A 16,768-nucleotide genomic window follows, 5' to 3' on the forward strand; every position below is an offset into this window, starting at 1 on the left:
TCAATAGAAGTTCAATCGGTCGCTTACTCGGTGCTCAAGCAAGCTTTCGCTTGCGCTGGAATGGTTAGGCGGCATAGTGGTTCTTTATGAGCGCCGACTGGAGAAAATACGGGTTTGGTTTCCATGGATGCTGTGAATTCAGGCGTAGAGTATATATATCGAAACTCGTCGCCCTGTTTTTGGAACAATAGTAGAGTTCCTTCAGTACTAGCAATCACGTTGGCGTTGCCAATGAACTCCTTTGTGATGATCATATGTGGTTCGTCATTCCGCAATAAACTTGCGCGCATACTACCCATGAAAAATGCCGTGACAATAAGAGCCGCTGTCGCTGTTACAAATGCGGCAGATGCAGCACGCCCCGACCGAGCTGAGCGTCTTTTAATTTTTTTGATGAAAATAATTGGACTTGGTTGAAGAAAAAATCCGGCTCTAACAAGTCCCGACAGGACAACAAATATAATGGATGTGAAGAGTCCAACGCCGGAAAGCCAGGTCATCGTGAATTTCACATATATGGCCAACATCACTAAAAGGAATAAAGATGCTTGAAGGATGATCCAAATATATCCTTCCCATTTGATAGTTGCGGTATGTGATTTGACGAAACGGCGCTGATGTGACCAGTTCATTTTTCTGAGGAGTCCGCATTCCAGTCTATCGGCAGCAGCTAAAAGTGGAAGCGCAAAAAGTTGGAATATAGATGCCAACACCCGCGCAAAAACTGCACAAAAAAACACATAAAACAGAAATGTAGCGGTCACGCCTGTAACTAGAGGCAATCCGGCAACGGCAACGATTTGTAATGGGACTTTCATCAAAAAGCCAGCATAGTGGGCTAGCGATAAAGATAGCATCGCTAGGATGCCTGAGAGCAGAGATGCTTTTCGATCCCACGCCTCATGAAGCCAGTCCTGTTTAATGGATAGCTTGGGCTTATGTGCCACGATTGATACGCCTTTCAGTGTGGGCTAAATCATGTAGTGAACAGCTTCTCATTGTTTGGCTATGGCGTTGAATAAATAAATCGTATTGTGCTTCAGGATCGTGATTTTCTTCGCCGCAATCAATGACTAAATCACATTTTATGTTTTTTATCTTTTACCTCTGACGTTTGCAATAAGGGACCACTCAACGGTCTATCACTGTTTCAACGTTAATTCGCAGTATTGATCTCTCGCGACATAAAGTCATACTGACGTCGATTCACGTCCCTGATTTTATAAATAATAGACTGAATTCTAATAACATCATCGCAACTCTCAGGCATATTTGATGTTCTGCCTTTGTTAAAAGTCTTCACGATGCTGATGATCTCAGCTAATAGAGGTTGTTTTTCAACCTCAAATGTTGAGAACTCTGGAGACGAGAGTATTTTTCTAAAAAAGCTGGACTGATCTTCTCTGGACCAGTGCAATCGTTGTGCAGTGGCTTGGACTTCCTTGTCAATTTCAATCTCGCGCGAATGCTGGTCTTCCTTGATTGATTTCAAAAATGACTCAACGTGTATGTGTGCATTTGCCAAGTCATCAGTGTTATTACAGATATCTGATTGAGCAAAAGCAGTGTTACCAATGATGAGAATAATTAACCAGAGAAATTTCTTCATGATGATATTTAAGCTTTAATGGTTACCATAGTGCGCGTTGCATCGAGATACCGCGCGCACCACAGGCTTGTGCTTGTGAAAGATGCGCTGGCCGCATACCGCCTAAGCCATATACTGGAGTTTCCAGGCCATTCAGCATTTCACCAAATTTCTCCCACCCTAATCCAGCGGCTTCCGGGTGGCTTTTTGTCGGTAGCACAGGCGAGAGCAGGGCAAAGTCTAGTTGCAGGGCTTGTGTCTGTTGTAACTGAGCGATGTCGTGGCAAGAGCCGCCAACTAATAAATTTTCCGGTTTTTGTGTGAGTGCCATCAGGCGTTGGCTATTTAAATGCACACCCTGGTAGCCGAGTTGTTGCGCTTGTTCTGGGCTGCCATTGAGCAGGCAACGGCAGTTGTAAGCGGCGCACAACTTTAGTACTTGTTCACTTAATTGGGCCAGCGCTTCGCTATCAAGTTGAGGTTCGCGGATTTGCAGCAGTTGCAGGCCTTGGTCGAGTTGCTGTTTTAGCGCGTGCAAGAAGGCGGCTTCGCCCATTTCTTGCAGATTGCTGATGGCGTAAATAGGGGGCAGGCTCAGTGCTTGCATAATCGGCGCGTTGGCGGGCAATACGGGGCTGACATTAAGGTTGCGTGGATGTTGCCATGCAAATTGCTGGCCTTCGCGCGCGGTGAGATCACCTTGCCAGGCATGCACAAAGAAAAAGTGCAGCAGTACGGTTTTGGCTTCGGCGTCATGCGTGGCCGGATAGTCGTAGCGGCGTTTAATCCAGGGTTGTATTTGGGTGGGCGTGACGCCGAGTTCTTCTTGCGATTCACGAATCAATGCGTGTTCTGGTGTTTCGCCAGATTCAATTTTGCCGCCAGGAAACTCCCACCAGCCAGCCCAGCCTTTGCCGTTTGGGCGGCTGGCGAGCAGGTATTCGCCATTGGGTTTGGTTAAAATGGCAACGGCGACTTGAACGAGTTTGGTCATATTTTTAGCTGCAGATTCATGCGGGTGCCCGCAGGTGGTTGGTGAGTGTGTTTATGGCGCGAGTTGCAGTTTGCCAGCGTAGTCTTTGGCAAACTGGTAGGCGACACGGCCACTGCGCGCACCACGGGTATGGTAAAACTGCAGGGCAGCATGGCGTGCTGCATCATCCATGCTAATGCCAAAGGTGTCTAGCCAATGTTCGGCAATGCTCAGGTACTCGTCCTGGTCAAAACTGTAAAACGATAGCCATAACCCAAAACGCTCGGCCAGCGAGGTTTTTTCGTCTATGGTGTCGTTTTGGCGGATTTCACCTTTATCGACGATCGGCTGGTTGTCTGCCATGTATTCCGGCATCAGGTTTTTGCGGTTAGAGGTGGCGTACACCAGCACGTTGGCGGAGCCATGTTCAATCGAGCCGTCAAGAATCACTTTGAGCGCTTTGTAGCCGATGTCGTTGGCTTCAAAGGTGAGGTCATCACAAAAGATAATAAATTTTTCTGGCCGTTGGCGGAGTAATTGCGTGATTTGCGGCAGGTCGGTTAAATCCTGTTTTTCAACCTCGATCAGCCGCAGGCCATCTGCGGCATAGGCATTGAGCACTGCTTTGACCAATGACGACTTACCAGTGCCGCGGGCGCCGGTGAGTAACACATGATTGGCAGGCAGGCCTTGCAAAAACTGGCGTGTATTACGCACCACCTCGGTTTTTTGCCGGTCAATAAAGCGAATATCGTCTAAACGCACATGGTGCGGGTGTTCGACGGCTTGTAATTGACCCTGGGCACCATGTTTTACCCAGCGCCAGGCCAGTGCTTGCCAATTTGGTTCGGCCAACGGCGTTGGCAGCAGGGTTTCCAGGCGCGTGATGAGTTGTTCAGCGCGCTGCAACAAATGTTCAAGTGAGTTCATGCGAGTGGTCTGGTGATAAAAGTCAAACGAGGGCTTATTGTACACAATGCGGCAAGTGCACCGTTAGCGTAAGTTGGGTTGCCTTGTGCGCAAAATCCACCTTGTTTGTGTTACCTTGTGCGGCTCGTTGATTAAGCATTCTGGAACGCGCATGCCTCTACAAAAAATCATTCTGGCGTCACGCAGCCCGCGTCGCGTTGAGTTGCTGGCACAGTTAGGTGTGCACTGCGAAACGTTGCCTGCCGATATCGACGAATCCAGTTTGCCGGGCGAAGACCCTGCGCACTATGTGGTTCGCCTGGCACAAGAAAAAGCGCTCGCCATTGCGGCGTTGCATGGTCAGCGCGGCTTGCCTATTTTAGCGGCAGACACCACGGTGGCCCTCGGGCAGGATATTTTAGGTAAGCCAGCCGATGCAGCTGACGCGCTGGCCATGCTGTCGCGCTTAAGCGGCAGCGTGCATCTGGTGCATACGGCGGTGGCGGTGTATCAGGCAGGCGCGGTGCGGTGCTTGCTCAATACCACGCGCGTTGAAATGATGCAGGTGCCGCTAGCAGTGTTACAAGATTACATTGCTTCTGGTGAACCCATGGACAAAGCAGGCGCCTATGGCATACAGGGCCGTGCCGGGGCTTGGGTTGTGCGCATTGATGGCAGTTATAGTGGCGTGATGGGTTTACCCTTGCATGAAACGGCGCAGTTGCTGCACGCATGGTAAACTTTGAGTCAAAGATAATAAATCGGGATCGGGTAAAGCAACATGTCATTGGCGCAGGAAGTACTGATTAACGTCACGCCGCAAGAAACGCGGGTGGCGATTCTGGAGCAAGGCATCGTTCAGGAGCTACATATAGAGCGGGCCTCATCGCTGGGTATTGTCGGCAATATTTATCGCGGTACGGTGGTGCGCGTGTTGCCTGGCATGCAGTCCGCTTTTGTTGAGATCGGCTTACAGCGCGCGGCTTTTTTGCATGCCGCAGATATTATGGAGTGCCATTCAGAAGATGGGACGGTAAAAACCGCCAGGCCGATTCAGGAGGTGTTGCACGAAGGGCAGTCGATTATCGTGCAGGTGATTAAAGAAGCCATCGGCACCAAGGGTGCGCGATTGACGACGGAAATCAGTATTGCTGGCCGTTTTTTAGTTTATTTGCCTTATCAAAAGCATATTGGTGTTTCGCAACGCATTGATATCGAAGAAGAACGCGAGTTTTTACGCAATCGCTTGCTGGGCTTATTGCCAGAAGAGCGCGAGGGTGGCTACATTATTCGTACCATGTCTGAAAATGCGACCGATGACGAGCTGCTGGCCGATATTGAATACTTGCGCAAAGTCTGGCAAAAAATCCAGACCGAGAGTAAAAAAGTCGGTGAGCGTTCGCTGATTTTTTATGACCTGAGCTTGCCACGCCGTATTTTGCGCGATGTGGTGTGCACGGAAACGACCAGTATCCGCGTCGATTCGCGCGAAATGTTCGAGCGCCTGAAAGAGTTTGCCGAGCTGTATGTCTCCCATGCTGTCAAGCCGCTCACGCACTACAAGGGCGAACGCTCGCTGTTTGAGTTTTATGATATTGAAAGTGAAATCGAAAAAGCCTTGTCACGCAAGGTAGAGCTTAAATCTGGCGGCTATTTGATTTTTGACCAGACCGAGGCGCTGACCACGGTGGATGTGAATACCGGTAGTTTTGTCAGCGGCAAAAACTTATCTGACACCATTTTTAAAACCAATCTTGAGGCAGCACAAACCATTGCGCGACAACTGCGTTTGCGTAATTTGGGCGGTATTATCATTATCGACTTTATTGATATGGATGAAGATGCCCAGCGCGAAGCGGTGCTAGAAGAGCTACGCAAAGCGGTGGCCCTGGATAGAGCCCGTATTAACGTCAATGGTTTTTCGGCGTTAGGCTTGGTCGAGCTGACCCGCAAGCGCACGCGCGAGAGTCTGGCGCACTTGCTGTGCGAGTCTTGCCAGGTGTGCCAGGGGCGCGGTGAACTCAAAACCGCACAAACCATTTGCTATGAAATCATGCGTGAGTTGCTGCGTGAGTCCAAGCAGTTTAAAAACGCCAAAGAATTCAAGATATTAGCGTCACCGATTGTGATCAACATGCTGGGTGATGAAGAGTCACAGAGTTTGGCCAGCCTGTCAGACTTTATTAAAAAGCCGTTGTCGCTGCATCCTGATACACAATACGGGCGTGAAGAGTTTGATATTGTCTGGATATAAAACAAAAAAGGACGACAAATTGTCGTCCTTTTTTATAAATGCTTGCTAGCTTAAATAATGCTCGTCGCCAGGCCTGGCAACACAATATGGCTGACCATTTGCAATAAAATCAGTGCCACCAGGGCAGAAAAGTCAAAGCCTTGAATCGGTGGCAATACACGGCGTAACGGCTCCAGAATCGGTGCTGATAGTTGGTTTAATACGCCGTAAATCGGGCTGTACGGGTTGACCCAGCTTAAAATCGCCATCAGCAAAATTGCATAGAAAAACACATCCACCATTTGCGCCAGCACGCCAAACACCGCTTGCCATACCCAGAAAAATGGTGAAGCAGGCGCGCCAGCCAGTAATGCTAGCAGGGCAAACAAAGCAATTTGCATGAGCAATGCCAGCAATAAGGTCGACAGGTCCCACTGTTTAATGGGGCGGATCAGTTTGCGTGCCGGTTTTACCATAAAGTCGGTCAGTGCCATGGCCATTTGACCCAGTGGATTCTGGAACGAAGTACGTGTCCATTGCATTAAAAAGCGTAATACCAGTAAAAAGGTCAAAATGCCGAAGGCGGCATTGAGTAAAAAAGTCGTCATATTTTGCAACATCATGCTTGTGCTCCCAATTGATCACCCAGTTCTTTGGCGCGACGCGCGGCTTGCGCGGCGGCATCTTGCATCATGCCATGAATATCATGCTGGCGCATGCTGAGTAGGCCTTGCTCGGTGGTGCCGCCCTTGGAGGTAACCTGTTCGCGCAACGTTGCAATGGGCGTGCTGCTGCCAGCAGCCAACAGGCTGGCGCCTTTAAACGTCGCCAGGCTGAGCTGCAGCGATTGTGCTTCACTCAGGCCTAAAGACACGCCAGCTGCGGTCAAGGCTTCTATCATCAAAAATACATAAGCCGGGCCGCTGCCGGAAATCGCGGTGACGGCATCCAGTTGCACTTCATCGTCCAGCCAGACTACTTCACCGGCGGCCTGCAACACGGCGTCTGCCAATGTGCGTTGTGCCGCCGAAACGGCAGGCAAGGCATAAGCGCCGGTAATCCCCGCCTGAATCTGTGCCGGGGTGTTGGGCATGGTGCGTATCATGGTTTGGTAGCCATTTAACCAGCGGCTCAAATCAGCGCTGCGTATGCCTGCTGCGACCGAAACCACTAGCTGCGATTGCAGCAAAGGGGCCAAGGCCTGCGCCACGCCTTGTAATTGCTGCGGTTTGACCGCCAGCACAATCACATCTACAGCCAGTGACTCTGCAGTGAGACTGGCACTGGTGTTGATGCCCAGCGTTGTTTGCAAATGCGTGTGTTTGGCCGTATCAGGGTCGATCACGGTAATGTGATGCATGGTAAATGCGCGCTGCTGCAAGCCTGTAATCAAGGCTTGGGCCATATTGCCACCGCCAATAAAGGCGATGCGTGTGGCTGAAAGTGATTGCATGGTGATCAGGGTCCTTTTGTCACTGAGTCTGTGGAGGAGGAGGTTGCACGTGCGCCAAAAATGGCGGTGCCTATGCGTACCAGCGTGGCACCTTCGGCAATGGCGGCGGCAAAGTCGCCGCTCATGCCGATTGACAGTGTATCCAGTGACAGGCCATGGTTGTTTAAATGCTCAAACAACGCACGTACCTGCCGAAATTGGTCACGCTGTTGCGCAAAGTCGCTGCAGGGTGCAGGAATCGCCATCAAACCTCGCAGTTGCAAACGTGGCAACTGGTTGATATTTAAGGCGAGTTCCAATAGTTCTTGGCCGCTGGCACCACTTTTGCTTGCCTCTTCGCTAATATTCACTTGCAGGCAAATATTGAGCGGTGCCAGTGCTGGCGGGCGCGCATCTGACAGGCGTTGTGCAATTTTCAGGCGATCTACCGAATGTACCCAGTCGAAATGACGGGCAATTAGCTGTGTTTTATTGCTTTGAATCGGCCCGATAAAGTGCCATGCTATGGCACAGTCGTCTAGTTGAGCCTGTTTTGTGAGCGCTTCTTGCAGGTAGTTTTCGCCAAACACGGTTTGGCCAGCGGCGTAAGCGGCCCGAATAGCCTCGGTTGGTTGCGCTTTACTTACTGCACATAGCGTCACCGGTTGAGCGGCTTGAAAACGTGCCTGTGCGTCTGCCAGCTGTTGGCGTATCGAGGCAAGATGGTCAGAAATGGCGGTCATGGCAGATCAGCAAATAGGTGAGCGCGTGCGCTGTTAAACGCGAAGAATACAAAACTAAAGCAACATTATATAAATAATCACCGGAGTCGATTGTGGATATTTCAGATTTATTGGCATTTTCTGTTAAAAATAAGGCGTCGGACTTGCATTTGTCCTCCGGTCTGCCTCCGATGATTCGGGTGCATGGCGATGTGCGCAAAATCAATTTGCCCTCCATGGAGCACGCGGAAGTACATCGCATGCTGTATGACATCATGAACGACAGCCAGCGCAAAATCTATGAAGAAACTCTGGAGTGCGACTTTTCGTTTGAGATTCCAGACCTGGCCCGTTTTCGGGTTAACGCTTTTAATCAGCAACGTGGCGCCGGTGCGGTGTTTCGTACCATTCCGAGCAAGGTGCTCACGCTGGATGAGTTGAATGCGCCTAAAGTATTTAAGGATATTGCTGAGACGCCGCGCGGGATTGTGCTGGTGACCGGGCCCACCGGCTCTGGTAAATCCACCACGCTGGCAGCGATGATCGACTACATCAATGAATCACAAATGTCACACGTGCTGACAGTGGAAGACCCGATCGAATTTGTGCATACCTCGAAAAAATCGCTGATTAACCAGCGTGAAGTTGGTCCGCATACCCAATCGTTTGAAAATGCGTTACGCTCAGCCCTGCGTGAAGACCCGGATGTGATTCTGGTGGGTGAGATGCGTGACCTGGAAACCATCCGCCTGGCATTGACTGCGGCCGAAACCGGCCATTTGGTCTTTGGCACCTTGCACACCAGCTCTGCGGCAAAAACCGTAGACCGGGTAGTCGATGTATTTCCGGCGGCCGAGAAAGAAATGGTGCGCTCTATGTTGTCTGAGTCGTTGCGTGCTGTTATTTCACAAACACTGTGTAAAACCAAAGACGAGCAGGGCCGTGTTGCTGCACATGAAATCATGATGGGCACACCGGCGATTCGCAACCTGATTCGTGAAAACAAAATTGCCCAGATGTATTCTGCGATCCAGACTGGCCAAAGCCTGGGGATGCAAACGCTGGACCAAAACCTGCAAGATCTGGTCAAGCGCAATGTGATTAGTGCCGCTGAAGCCAGAACCAAGGCCGCAAACCGTGACGCTATCATCGGCTAATACTATGGATAGCACACACACTGCTGGCGATCACGACCAGACGGAGAAGTTCGTCACTGACCTACTCAAGCTGATGGTCACGCGTAAGGCGTCTGACTTGTTTATCACGGCCGGTTTTCCACCGGCGATGAAAATTGATGGCAAACTGACGCCGGTGTCTACACAAACACTCAATACCCAGCAAACAGCCGAGATCGGCCGTGCGGTGATGAATGACAAGCAAGCACAAGAATTCAAGACAACGCTGGAGTGCAATTTTGCCATCAGCATGCCCTCAGTTGGCCGCTTTCGTGTTAATGCCTTTATCCAGCGCAGCGCGGTTGGCCTGGTATTCCGGGTGATTAATACCAATATCCCCAAGTTTGATGATTTAAAGTTACCGCAGATTCTTAAAGAGGTCGTGATGGCCAAACGCGGCCTGATCATTTTTGTTGGCGGTACGGGCTCCGGTAAATCGACCTCGATGGCGGCGATGCTGGGGCACCGCAACGAAAGCAGTTACGGCCATATTATTACCATCGAAGATCCAGTCGAATTTATTCACGGCCACCGCAATTGTATTGTGACCCAGCGTGAGGTCGGTGTAGATACCGAAAGCTGGCATGCGGCGCTTAAAAACACGCTGCGCCAGGCGCCGGATGTGATTATGATCGGCGAGATTCGTGATCGTGAAACCATGGACTACGCGATTGCGTTCTCTGAAACCGGTCATTTATGCCTGGCCACCTTGCACGCCAACAGCACCAACCAGGCACTGGATAGGATTATTAACTTTTTCCCTGAAGAGCGCAGGCAACAGTTGTTGATGGACTTATCGCTCAACCTGCGTTGTGTTGCCTCGCAGCGGCTGATCCCCAAGATTGACGGCAGCGGCCGTGTGGCGGCGGTAGAGGTGTTACTGCATTCGCCGTTGATTTCTGACTTGATTTACAAAGGTGATGTGCACGCGATTAAAGAAATCATGGCCAAATCACGCGAGCTTGGCATGCAAACCTTTGACCAGGCCTTGTTTGATTTGTTTGAGTCTGGCCAGATCAGTTATGACGATGCGCTACGCAATGCTGACTCGGTGAATGATTTGCGCCTCAAGTTTAAGCTCAACAGCAAAATGGCGAACCCTGAAAATCAGGAGCGCGGCAAGATTTCTGACCTGGATATTTTATAGTCAGCTTCAAAGTGACAGACATAAAAAAGCCTGCGATGCGAACATTGCAGGCTTTTTGTTTTAAGGCTACACGGTTTGCAGGTTTTCTTGCTGAAACACCAGGTTGCCCTGTGTGAAGGTGGTTGTGACTTTTCCGGTCACCGCGTGATTCACAAACGGCGTATTTTTGCCTTGGCTCAGCAGGGCGCGGCCATCGACACGCCACTCCATTTCAGGGTCGTAGATCACCACATCTGCGGTAGCGCCTACTTGTAAATTACCTGCACTCACCCCTAAAATACTGGCGGGGGTTTGCGTGATTTTGGCCAATGCCTGGGTGGGCGATAGCTTGGCCTGGGCCGCCCACTTCAGCGTCAATGGCAGCAGCAGCTCTAGCGCTGAGGCACCCGGGTGCGATTCAGCAAATGGCAGCGCCTTGGCGTCATCGTCTACCGGTGTGTGGTCAGAGCAAATGGCGTCCAGGGTGCCATCAAGCAGGCCTGCACGCAGCGCATCACGGTCGCGTTGGGTGCGCACCGGCGGTTTTAGATGCACCATGCTGTCAAAAAAGCCGATGTCCATGTCGGTGAGGTGCAAATGCTGAATGCTCACGTCTGAGGTCACTTGCATACCCGCTTGTTTAGCCTGGCGAATCAGCTCTACTGACTCTGCGGTAGACACGCGGGCGATATGCAGCCTGACACCGGTGGCTTGCGCAATACGCAGCATGGTTTGCAATGCAATACTTTCTGCGGCAGAGGGAATGCCTTTTAAACCTAGCCTCGAAGCGACTTCGCCATCATGCGCCACGCCGTTTCTAGCCAGGTAAGGGTCCTCGGCACGCATAAACAAGGTGTAGCCAAACGAGGCGGCATATTCAAACGCGCGCCACAGTACTTGCGTGTCCACAATTGTGGTGTCAGCCTGCGAGAAGCCAACACAACCGGCGGCAGTCAGCGCGTACATTTCTGTGAGTAATTGCCCTTGCAATTGGCGCGTGACTGCGCCCAAAGGATACACATGCGCCAGGGCCTGTGATTTAGCTCTATGCTTGAGCATTTCAACCAGGCCTGGTTCATCAAGCACTGGGTCGGTGTCTGGCGGGCAGGCCAGGCTGGTGACGCCGCCAGCCATGGCAGCACGTAGCTCGCTCAGTAAGGTGGCTTTATATTCGCTGCCGGGTTCGCGCAAGCGGGCGCACAGATCAACCAGGCCTGGCAACACCCATTTGCCGCTGGCATCCAGTGTTTGGTCTGATTTAAAGCCGGCCGGGGCTTCACCAATGGCCACAATTTTGCCGTGGCTAATATAAAGGTCTTTGACTTGATCCAGCTGCTGGCTGGCATCGAGTAACCGGCCTTGTTTTATGATGATATTCATGCGGCATTGCCTCCACCCAGAATCGCCATCACTGCCATGCGGACGGCGATGCCGTAAGTGACTTGCGGCAAGATGACTGACTGTTTGCCGTCAGCCACTGCCGAATCAATTTCGACGCCACGGTTCATCGGACCAGGGTGCATGACAATGGCATCCGGTTTGGCCAGCGCCAGTCGTTCTGGTGTCAGGCCAAAGGTTTGGAAGAACTCTTGCGAGCTCGGTAGCAGTGCGCCTGACATCCGTTCGTTTTGCAGGCGTAGCATCATAACCACATCAACATCCTTCAAGCCTTCTTCCATATTGTGAAACACCTGTACACCGAGCTTTTCTACATCGGTGGGCAGCAGCGTACGCGGGGCAATCACGCGAATTTCTGGCACACCAAGCGTGGTCAGGGCATGGATTTCGCTGCGGGCAACGCGTGAATGCAATACGTCACCCACAATTGCTACCCGTAGGTTATGCATTTCTGGCTTGTATTTGCGGATGGTAAACACATCCAGCAAGCCTTGTGTCGGGTGCGCATGGCGGCCATCACCCGCGTTAATCACGCTGATATGTGGTGGCACATGCTGCGCAATAAAGTGCGCGGCACCGCTTTGCTGGTGGCGCACGACAAACATATCCGCATGCATGGCAATCAGGTTGTTTACCGTATCTAAAATGGTTTCGCCTTTGGATTGCGACGAGGTGCTGACATTGAGGTTGAGCACATCGGCCGACAAGCGTTTGGCCGCAATTTCAAAGGTGGTGCGCGTGCGGGTGCTGTTTTCAAAAAAGATATTGCACACGGTTTTGCCACGCAGTAACGGCACTTTTTTGACTTCACGTTCGGCCACGCCAACAAAGTTTTCGGCGGTGTCCAGAATGTCAGTCAAAATGCGTTTGGGTAGCCCTTCGATACTGAGCAGGTGCTGTAGTTGTCCTTGCGCGTTGAGTTGCGGGTTATACATGGGCGTCAGCTCCACTTTTTGCAGACGGATCAGAGTCGGCGATGCTCAGTTGCAGCCGCCCTTGTGTGTTCATCGCCAGTTCAAATGATTGATGGGCCAACAGAGGCAGGTCTGCGCCGACCATGTCCGGCCGGATCGGTAATTGTGCGCCGCCACGGTTAATGAGGGCGGCCAGTTGTACCGAAGCCGGGCGACCATAATCAAACAACTCATTCATCACGGCGCGCGTGGTGCGGCCAGTATAGAAAATATCGTCGATCAGGATAATGTGCTTGCCGTTGACATCGAACGGGATATAAGCGGGATGGGCGGTGGTTTTCAAGCCGCGTTGCGCATAATCGTCACGGTACATGGCTGCATCCAGCTTGCCGAACAAGATGTCATGCCCCAGTTCGGTTTGCAGGCGTTTGAGCAGCCGCTCCATCAGCCAGACCCCGCCGGTATAAATACCAACCAAGGCTGTGTTTTCCTGTATGCGAGGCTTGATTTGGGCATATAAATGCTCCAGTAGTTGTTCGGGGTCTGGTAGTGTCATGAGGGGCGGTGTGCTATGCACGTCCATGATAAGCATCAAAATAGGATTGTAATATAGTTTGTGCAGCAACCTGGTCTAGCAACGGTTTTTGTGCGCGGCCTCTCACACCCGCTTCATACAGCGTCTGTGCTGCTTCAGCAGAAGACAGGCGCTCGTCTACCATCACGACCGGCAGGTTGAAGCGGCCTTCGAGGCGCTGGGCGAATTTTTGCGCCAGCGCTGTCATGGCATGGGCTTCGCCATCCATGGACATCGGTAAACCAACGACCAGCAAGACAGGACGCCATTCTTGCAGCAGCGCATCAATTTGCGCAAATTTGGCGGCATTTTCTTCTGCTTCTATGGTGAGCAATGCGTGTGCCAGCTTGAGCAGTGTGTCGCCCACGGCAACCCCTATGCGTTTTTCACCAAAATCAAAGGCAAGCACCGTGCCACTGACATCGGGATAGCGGCGCTGGGTAATGGGTAAATGGCTTTGGTTAAGAGGCTGTTTGCCAAGCTTGGCTGCATCAGGCATGACCAGCGACCTCGGACAAGGTGGCAAAATCAACACCTAATTGCTGCATAGCCCACGCCAGCTTGTCATCGTTGGGCAGCTTGAAAATCAGTTTGTGTAATTGTTGGTTGTCATCCAGTGGCAGCGTCAGCCAGGCGTTGGCTTGAATTTCTTCTTCCAGTTGGCCTGCCGACCAGCCGGTGTAGCCCAGCGCAATAAACATATCTTGCGGGGCTTCATCGCGTGCAGCAGCTTCCAGAATGTCTTTAGACGAGGTCATCGCCAATCCGTCAGACAGCTCCATGGTGGTGTTGAACTCAGTGGCGGGTGTGTGCAGCACAAAGCCACGCTCCACTTGCACCGGGCCGCCAAAATGCACCAGTCGCTCTTGCTGGTAGTTAGCGTGACATTCCATGTCCAGCTGCTCAAACAAGTCGCCCACATTGAGCTGCAAGGGGTGGTTCAGAATCATGCCCATAGCACCATCGTGGTCATGGTTACACACCAGAATCACGCTCTTGCTAAAATAGGGATCCTCCATCGCTGGCATGGCAATTAAAATCTGCCCGGTCAGGTTGAGGCGCATGTCGTTGTTATCTAAGGTTAATTGCTCGCTCATACTGGGCTGGTTTCTTCTGTACTTAAATAACCGGTAATTTCCAGGCCAAAGCCGTCCATGCTAGGCATTTTGCGTGGGGCGGCCATCAGGCGCATTTTTTTTACGCCAAGGTCGAGCAAAATTTGTGAGCCGATACCGTAATTGCGTAATTCCTGGTTTAACACTAACTTTTGGTCAGCACGCAAAATGCGGTCAGTGAGTCCCAACCCGTCTTCATCGTGGTTGATCAGCACAATCACGCCACAAGGGGCGGTGCTAATCGTGCGTATGGCGTGTAGCAGGTTCCAGCTGTGGGCCTGGTGGCTGCTATCCAGCAGGTCTATCATCGACAAGGGTTCGTGCACCCGCACCAGCGCTTCGTCACTATGTTGCGGGTCGCCTTTTACCAGCACTAAATGTGTTTCTTGCGCGATATTGTCGCGGTAAGCGATGAGGCGCATGGGGCCAAACACAGTTTCTATGGCGCGTTCGGCGCTACGCTCAATCAGGGTTTCATGTGCGGCGCGATAGTGAATCAGGTCTGCAATGGTGCCAATTTTAATGTTATGTTCTGCCGCAACCTGCATCAGGTCAGGCAGGCGCGCCATTTCACCATCATCTTTCAAGATTTCGCAAATGACGCTGGCAGGCTCACACCCGGCCAGTTGTGCCAGGTCGCAGCCTGCTTCTGTGTGTCCGGCGCGCACCAGCACGCCGCCATTCATGGCAGACAGCGGGAAAATATGGCCGGGGCTGACTAGGCTATTGGCGTCGGCCTGCTTTGCAATCGCGGCACGAATGGTGGTGGCGCGATCTGCCGCAGAAATACCAGTGGTAACGCCTTCTGCCGCCTCAATCGAGACCGTGAAATTGGTGCCGAGGCGGGTGCCGTTTTTTTGCACCATGGGTGGCAAGTCTAATTGGCGGCAGCGTTGTTCAGTCAGGGTCAGGCAAATCAGGCCACGGCCAAATTTGGCCATGAAATTGATATGTTCTGCGGTGACAAACTCAGCGGCAATGACAAAATCACCTTCGTTTTCGCGGTGTTCGTCATCAACCAGGATGACCATTTTTCCGGCACGAATATCGGCAATAATGGCTTCAATAGGGCTAATTTGAGCCGACATTATTCTTGCTCCCAAGCTTGCATGCGCTCAACATAGCGTGCAATTAAATCGATTTCCAGATTGACCGGGTCAGAGGCCTTGGCAAACTGCATGATGGTGTGTTGCATGGTGTGAGGAATCAGGTTAATACTGACCTCATCATGGCTGATTTCGTTCACGGTCAGGCTGACACCGTTGACGCACAAGGAGCCTTTTTTCGCAATGTATTTGCTAATGGCATGTGGTGCCCGTATTTTAAGTAGCCAGCATTCGCCAACAGGTTCTAGCGCAGTGATGGTGCCTATGCCGTCGACGTGGCCGGTCACCAGGTGGCCGCCCAGCCGGTCGGCCAGGCGCAATGCTTTTTCGAGGTTAACTGATCCGGGCTTGCCCAGGCCGTTGGTTACCTCCAGCGTCACTTTTGACACCATGACTTCAAAGCGATGTGCATCAAACGCAGTCACCGTCAGACACACGCCATTCACGGCGATGCTGTCTCCCAGTTGCACATCTTGCATGTCCAGTCCCGCGGCTTCAATGCGTAATGCGCAATCTTCACCATGCGGAACCACTTCGGCAATCCGGCCGACGGTTTGAATAATCCCAGTAAACATGGTGTGATTTTATCAGTGCTGCATGCTAAAGTAATCACATTCCATCAACATTTTTCAATAGTTTCGGTCGGGAGATTCTTGTGCGCCTGGATGATTTAGACGAAAGTCAGCATGTCGAAGACAGTCGTGGCCGCGGAATGGTCGGTGGCCGTAGCATTGGCATAGGCACGATTGCAATTGCGCTGGTAGCCATGTATTTTGGCGTGGACCCTAGTCTGGTCCTCAATCTTGCGCAGCAAGCCCAACCAGCGGCAGAGTCGCAAGCCGTGCCTGCAGACAGCAATGACCCCAAGGTCAAGTTTGTCTCCCGTGTGCTGTGGAGCACCGAGCAAGTGTGGCAAAGCGCGTTTTCAGCGGCAGGCCAGCAATACACGGCGCCTAATCTGGAGATTTTTAGCGGTGCGACGCAAACCGCTTGTGGGCAAGGGCAGGCGGCCATGGGGCCGTTTTATTGCCCGGCTGACCAAAAGGTCTATATCGATTTAAGTTTTTACCAGGAGCTACAAGAGCGGTTTAAAGCGCCTGGAGATTTTGCCCAGGCTTATGTGATTGCACATGAGGTTGGCCACCATGTGCAAAACTTGCTGGGCACCTCGGCAAAAGTACAGCAAGCCCGGCAACAGGCGCGCTCTGAAGCTGCCTCTAATGCCTATTCGGTGCGCCTGGAGTTACAGGCAGACTGTTATGCAGGCGTGTGGGCGCATCATGCTGACCAGCAATTTCGCATTCTGGAAACCGGCGATATTGAAGAAGCATTGCGCGCAGCGACCGCGATTGGTGATGATGCCCTGCAAAAGCAAGCACAAGGCTATGTGGTGCCAGACAGTTTTACCCATGGCAGCTCCGAGCAGCGCGTACATTGGTTTAAGCAGGGTTTGCAATCTGGCAAGGTCAACGATTGCAACACATTTAAAGATTCAGTTTAAGC

Annotated in this window: 19 protein-coding genes; 5 read left to right on the forward strand and 14 right to left on the reverse strand. The window is 51.8% G+C overall.

The genetic code is table 11. The annotated features are described in order from the left end of the window. Positions 1-23: 23 nt before the first annotated feature. The 4 genes from METH5_RS0110455 to METH5_RS0110470 all read right to left on the reverse strand — a co-directional run bounded on the left by METH5_RS0110455 (position 24) and on the right by METH5_RS0110470 (position 3,491). On the reverse strand, positions 24-947 hold the full coding sequence (locus METH5_RS0110455) for a hypothetical protein (RefSeq protein WP_029148460.1): 924 nt from the start codon (positions 945-947) through the stop codon (positions 24-26). Between the two features lie 209 nt (positions 948-1,156). Then, a complete protein-coding gene (locus METH5_RS0110460; protein ID WP_029148461.1) occupies positions 1,157-1,609 on the reverse strand; it encodes a hypothetical protein in 453 nt (150 codons plus the stop codon). Positions 1,610-1,631: 22 nt separating this feature from the next. After that, positions 1,632-2,582 (reverse strand): Nudix family hydrolase, encoded by a 951-nt coding sequence (locus METH5_RS0110465; RefSeq protein WP_029148462.1) that lies wholly within the window; start codon positions 2,580-2,582, stop codon positions 1,632-1,634. A 51-nt stretch (positions 2,583-2,633) separates the two neighbouring features. Next, entirely contained in the window at positions 2,634-3,491 is an 858-nt protein-coding gene (locus tag METH5_RS0110470; RefSeq protein WP_029148463.1) for an ATP-binding protein, read from the reverse strand. A 151-nt stretch (positions 3,492-3,642) separates the two neighbouring features. Between METH5_RS0110470 and METH5_RS0110475 the strand changes: the two genes are divergently transcribed. Together METH5_RS0110475 and rng are read left to right on the forward strand one after the other, a co-directional pair. Then, positions 3,643-4,209 carry a nucleoside triphosphate pyrophosphatase gene (locus METH5_RS0110475; RefSeq protein WP_029148464.1) on the forward strand — a complete coding sequence of 189 codons (567 nt, stop codon included), beginning with the start codon at positions 3,643-3,645 and terminating at the stop codon, positions 4,207-4,209. Between the two features lie 48 nt (positions 4,210-4,257). Continuing rightward, complete coding sequence (gene rng, locus METH5_RS0110480) at positions 4,258-5,724, forward strand: ribonuclease G (RefSeq protein ID WP_029148465.1); 1,467 nt, start codon at positions 4,258-4,260, stop codon at positions 5,722-5,724. Positions 5,725-5,774: 50 nt separating this feature from the next. Here the strand turns inward: rng and METH5_RS0110485 are convergent, their stop codons facing one another. Genes METH5_RS0110485 through METH5_RS0110495 form a run of 3 tightly spaced genes read right to left on the reverse strand, consistent with a single transcriptional unit; the run spans position 5,775 to position 7,878 of the window. Further along, the gene (locus METH5_RS0110485; protein ID WP_029148466.1) at positions 5,775-6,323 is read right to left on the reverse strand and encodes a YggT family protein; all 549 of its coding nucleotides are present in this window, start codon (positions 6,321-6,323) and stop codon (positions 5,775-5,777) included. Further along, entirely contained in the window at positions 6,323-7,156 is an 834-nt protein-coding gene (proC, locus tag METH5_RS0110490) for a pyrroline-5-carboxylate reductase (protein WP_029148467.1), read from the reverse strand. The genes METH5_RS0110485 and proC overlap by 1 nt, the downstream gene beginning before the upstream one ends. A 5-nt stretch (positions 7,157-7,161) precedes the next feature. Continuing rightward, positions 7,162-7,878 (reverse strand): YggS family pyridoxal phosphate-dependent enzyme, encoded by a 717-nt coding sequence (locus tag METH5_RS0110495; protein ID WP_029148468.1) that lies wholly within the window; start codon positions 7,876-7,878, stop codon positions 7,162-7,164. A 92-nt stretch (positions 7,879-7,970) separates the two neighbouring features. On the opposite strand from METH5_RS0110495, the gene METH5_RS0110500 reads away from it, so the two are divergent. Together METH5_RS0110500 and METH5_RS0110505 are read left to right on the forward strand one after the other, a co-directional pair. Next, complete coding sequence (locus tag METH5_RS0110500; RefSeq protein ID WP_029148469.1) at positions 7,971-9,014, forward strand: type IV pilus twitching motility protein PilT; 1,044 nt, start codon at positions 7,971-7,973, stop codon at positions 9,012-9,014. Positions 9,015-9,018: 4 nt separating this feature from the next. Continuing rightward, on the forward strand, positions 9,019-10,179 hold the full coding sequence (locus tag METH5_RS0110505) for a PilT/PilU family type 4a pilus ATPase (RefSeq protein ID WP_029148470.1): 1,161 nt from the start codon (positions 9,019-9,021) through the stop codon (positions 10,177-10,179). Positions 10,180-10,245: 66 nt separating this feature from the next. Here METH5_RS0110505 and METH5_RS0110510 read toward each other — a convergent pair whose 3' ends face one another. Genes METH5_RS0110510 through METH5_RS0110540 form a run of 7 tightly spaced genes read right to left on the reverse strand, consistent with a single transcriptional unit; the run spans position 10,246 to position 15,840 of the window. Then, positions 10,246-11,538, reverse strand: a complete 1,293-nt coding sequence (locus METH5_RS0110510) for a dihydroorotase (RefSeq protein WP_029148471.1) — start codon at positions 11,536-11,538, stop codon at positions 10,246-10,248. Beyond that, the gene (locus METH5_RS0110515) at positions 11,535-12,491 is read right to left on the reverse strand and encodes an aspartate carbamoyltransferase catalytic subunit (protein ID WP_029148472.1); all 957 of its coding nucleotides are present in this window, start codon (positions 12,489-12,491) and stop codon (positions 11,535-11,537) included. Before METH5_RS0110515 ends, METH5_RS0110510 begins: the two co-directional genes overlap by 4 nt. Further along, positions 12,484-13,026, reverse strand: coding sequence for a bifunctional pyr operon transcriptional regulator/uracil phosphoribosyltransferase PyrR (pyrR, locus tag METH5_RS0110520; RefSeq protein ID WP_029148473.1), 543 nt, complete (start codon positions 13,024-13,026; stop codon positions 12,484-12,486). The genes METH5_RS0110515 and pyrR overlap by 8 nt, the downstream gene beginning before the upstream one ends. A gap of 13 nt (positions 13,027-13,039) precedes the next feature. Then, entirely contained in the window at positions 13,040-13,543 is a 504-nt protein-coding gene (ruvX, locus tag METH5_RS0110525; RefSeq protein WP_029148474.1) for a Holliday junction resolvase RuvX, read from the reverse strand. Next, a complete protein-coding gene (locus tag METH5_RS0110530) occupies positions 13,536-14,141 on the reverse strand; it encodes a YqgE/AlgH family protein (protein ID WP_029148475.1) in 606 nt (201 codons plus the stop codon). The genes ruvX and METH5_RS0110530 overlap by 8 nt, the downstream gene beginning before the upstream one ends. Further along, on the reverse strand, positions 14,138-15,247 hold the full coding sequence (ribBA, locus tag METH5_RS0110535) for a bifunctional 3,4-dihydroxy-2-butanone-4-phosphate synthase/GTP cyclohydrolase II (RefSeq protein WP_029148476.1): 1,110 nt from the start codon (positions 15,245-15,247) through the stop codon (positions 14,138-14,140). Before ribBA ends, METH5_RS0110530 begins: the two co-directional genes overlap by 4 nt. Further along, positions 15,247-15,840 (reverse strand): riboflavin synthase, encoded by a 594-nt coding sequence (locus METH5_RS0110540; RefSeq protein ID WP_029148477.1) that lies wholly within the window; start codon positions 15,838-15,840, stop codon positions 15,247-15,249. Before METH5_RS0110540 ends, ribBA begins: the two co-directional genes overlap by 1 nt. 80 nt (positions 15,841-15,920) lie before the next feature. On the opposite strand from METH5_RS0110540, the gene METH5_RS0110545 reads away from it, so the two are divergent. Further along, entirely contained in the window at positions 15,921-16,766 is an 846-nt protein-coding gene (locus METH5_RS0110545) for a neutral zinc metallopeptidase (RefSeq protein WP_029148478.1), read from the forward strand. The last annotated feature ends 2 nt before the right edge of the window (positions 16,767-16,768 follow it).

The sequence above is a fragment of the Methylophilus sp. 5 genome, from assembly GCF_000515275.1.
Classification (GTDB): domain Bacteria; phylum Pseudomonadota; class Gammaproteobacteria; order Burkholderiales; family Methylophilaceae; genus Methylophilus.